Source organism: Vibrio genomosp. F10 str. 9ZD137 (assembly GCF_049974785.1).
Taxonomy (GTDB): Bacteria; Pseudomonadota; Gammaproteobacteria; order Enterobacterales; family Vibrionaceae; genus Vibrio.
Window position 1 is genome coordinate 1 of record NZ_JBNGCJ010000481.1, and the last position, 3,049, is coordinate 3,049.

The 3,049-nt window shown below is 46.1% G+C and carries 3 protein-coding genes; 2 read left to right on the forward strand and 1 reads right to left on the reverse strand.

All coding sequences use genetic code 11. The features are described from left to right. Positions 1–800: aminotransferase class III-fold pyridoxal phosphate-dependent enzyme (locus ACP45E_RS11575; RefSeq protein ID WP_141707311.1), on the reverse strand; the 800-nt coding region annotated here is incomplete at its 3' end. A 136-nt stretch (positions 801–936) separates the two neighbouring features. On the opposite strand from ACP45E_RS11575, the gene bioB reads away from it, so the two are divergent. Together bioB and ACP45E_RS11585 are read left to right on the forward strand one after the other, a co-directional pair. Beyond that, positions 937–1,989: a biotin synthase BioB gene (gene bioB / locus ACP45E_RS11580; RefSeq protein WP_017034892.1), complete on the forward strand. Its 1,053-nt coding sequence runs from the start codon at positions 937–939 to the stop codon at positions 1,987–1,989. A gap of 5 nt (positions 1,990–1,994) precedes the next feature. Continuing rightward, a partial coding sequence (locus tag ACP45E_RS11585) for an 8-amino-7-oxononanoate synthase (protein WP_069585031.1) occupies positions 1,995–3,049 on the forward strand: 1,055 nt, incomplete at its 3' end.

Genomic DNA, 3,049 nt, shown 5'->3' on the forward strand with positions numbered 1-3,049 from the left:
AGTATATCTGGCTCAATCTGAGCATGTTCGCAAGCAAACAACTTGCCAGTGCGGCCAAAGCCCGTGGCGATTTCATCTAAAATCAACAGCACCCCATATTCATCGCAAAGTTTACGCACGCCTTTCAAATACTCAGGGTGATACATTCTCATTCCCCCTGCACCTTGAACGATGGGCTCCAGGATTACCGCGGCTACATCGTTGTGGTGTTCCCTTAGCTTGAGTTTGAAATCATCGAGATCTGAGTCATCCCATTCTTGCCAGTATCCGATTTTTGGCGAGTCCGCGAAAATATGCTCGGGTAAGAATCCTTTATATAGAGAATGCATTGAGTTAACAGGGTCGGTTACCGACATTGCGGCAAATGTATCCCCATGGTAGCCATCGCGTAGGGTTAGGAACTTTGATTTCGGCTGACCTTTCGCATGCCAGTATTGCAGCGCCATTTTTAAACTGACTTCAACCGCAACAGAGCCGGAATCGGCCAAAAACACTTTCTCTAAATTAGGGGGAGTTAAGCGAACAAGCTTCTTACACAGTTCAATAGCCGGGTTGTGAGTCATGCCTCCAAACATGACATGAGACATCTTGTCGATCTGGTTATGCGCCGCTTGGTTTAAATGAGGGTGATTGTAGCCGTGAATCGTCGACCACCAGGAAGACATACCATCCACCAATTGTTCTCCTGTCTCCAATTCAATAAATACACCTTCAGCGCCCACTACCGGATAACAGGTTAAAGGGTTAATGGTCGAAGTGTAGGGGTGCCAAATATGATTTTTATCGAAGTTTAGATCCATGCAAAGAAACTCTCTGTTTGTTTTTTGTACAAGTGTAAACTTGTTTGTTTTTATGTTGTTGACAGTCTATCGCTTATCAGTACACTAGCCAAGTATCCATAACAATAATGATGAATTACTTAATAAGGAAAGCGCTGTGCAAATACGTCACGATTGGACTCATGCAGAAGTTCAGCAATTAATGCAAAAACCATTCATGGATCTGTTGTTTGAAGCACAGCTCGTTCATCGGGAATTTCAGCCGCATAATCATGTCCAAGTCAGTACTTTGCTCTCTATTAAGACGGGCGCTTGTCCAGAAGATTGTAAATACTGTCCACAAAGCGCTCGTTATCAAACCGGTGTAGAGAAAGAACGTTTGATGGAAGTAGACCGGGTACTGGATGCCGCGCAGAAAGCCAAGCAAGCGGGCTCAACTCGTTTCTGTATGGGCGCCGCGTGGAAAAATCCGAAAGAACGCGACATGCCGCACCTGACCGAAATGATCAAAGGTGTCAAAGAGCTAGGGCTAGAGACCTGCATGACCCTTGGCATGCTAGAGCCTAAACAGGCAAAAGTACTGGCTGACGCTGGCCTTGATTATTACAACCATAATTTGGATACATCGCCAGAATTCTATGGAAACATCATTACCACCCGAACCTATCAAGATCGTTTGGATACCTTGTCTCATGTTCGTGACGCAGGAATGAAAATCTGCTCTGGCGGCATTATCGGCCTTGGCGAGAGCACCAATGATCGCGCAGGCTTATTTGTTGAGCTGGCGAACCTTCCAGTGCAACCAGAGAGTGTGCCAATTAACATGTTGGTTAAAGTAAAAGGGACCCCCCTTGAAGAAGTCGATGATGTTGACCCATTTGACTTCATACGCTTAATCGCTGTTGCCAGAATTATGATGCCAAAGTCTGCGGTTCGCCTGTCGGCTGGGCGTGAAGGGATGAACGAGCAAATGCAAGCTCTGTGCTTTATGGCCGGTGCAAACTCTATTTTTTACGGATGCAAGCTACTGACCACGCCAAATCCAGGTGAAGACAGCGATATGCAGCTATTTAAGAAACTGGGCATTAATAGCCAGCAAGTGGTTCAAAAACCCGATGAGATTCAAGAGAGTGAATTACTTGATCGCGTGACAGAGCGCGTTGCTTCTCGCCCGACAAAAGACGACTTGTTTTACGAAGCGTCAGTGTAATCTCTATGAACCAAGGCTTTAACAGCAGAATAGAGAAAGCACTGCACATAAGGCGTTCACAAAGCTTGACTCGATCTTTGTTACCGACGCTGAATGGAAACACCGCAGAGCTGACTCGAAATAATCAACGACTGATCAACTTTTCCAGTAATGATTATTTAGGGTTAGCGAACGATAGTGAACTGATTCAAGCTTGGCACAAAGGCCTGGATATTTATGGGTGTGGCAGTGGCGCTTCACCCCTTGTGACAGGTTTTACACCCGCCCATCAGAATTTTGAACGGGCGCTGTGTGAGTGGTTGGGTTTTGAGCGAGCCATACTCTTTTCATCGGGGTTCAGTGCGAATCAAGCGCTGTTATTCACATTGTTAGAAAAATCCGATGTTGTTTATCAAGATAAGCTAAACCACGCTTCGCTGATGGAGGCGGGAATGCTGTCACCCGCTGCAATGCGTCGATTTAGACATAACGATACCGATCATTTGGCTTCATTACTAAAGGATCCGATGAGCGAAACAGCGAATAAATTGGTTGTTACCGAAGGTGTGTTTAGTATGGATGGCGATAAAGCGCCACTGCAATCCATCTCGAATCTGATCGGTGAAACCGCTTGGTTAGCCATAGATGACGCCCATGGGATTGGCGTATTAGGGGATGAAGGGAAAGGCAGTTGTGATATCCACCAGGTAAAGCCCAACATTCTTATTGTGACCTTCGGTAAGGCGTTTGGTTTATCAGGATCAGCGATTCTTTGTGATAGCGATGTGGGCGATTACCTCACCCAGTTTGCTCGGCACCATGTCTATTCAACCGCGATACCACCCGCACAAGCTTATGCTTTATCTCATGCTTTACATATGATTCAAACGCAGCACTGGCGTAGAGAAAAACTGTTCAATCTAAAATCGATTCTGAATGATCAACTGAGCGGGTTTGAGCAAGTTATAGAAACGCAGACCCCAATCAATCCGATCATCATAGGTGGTTGTGATCAGGCTCTGTCAGCCGCTCAGAACCTTGAGCAACTTGGCTTGGGTGTTACGGCGATTCGTGCACCGAC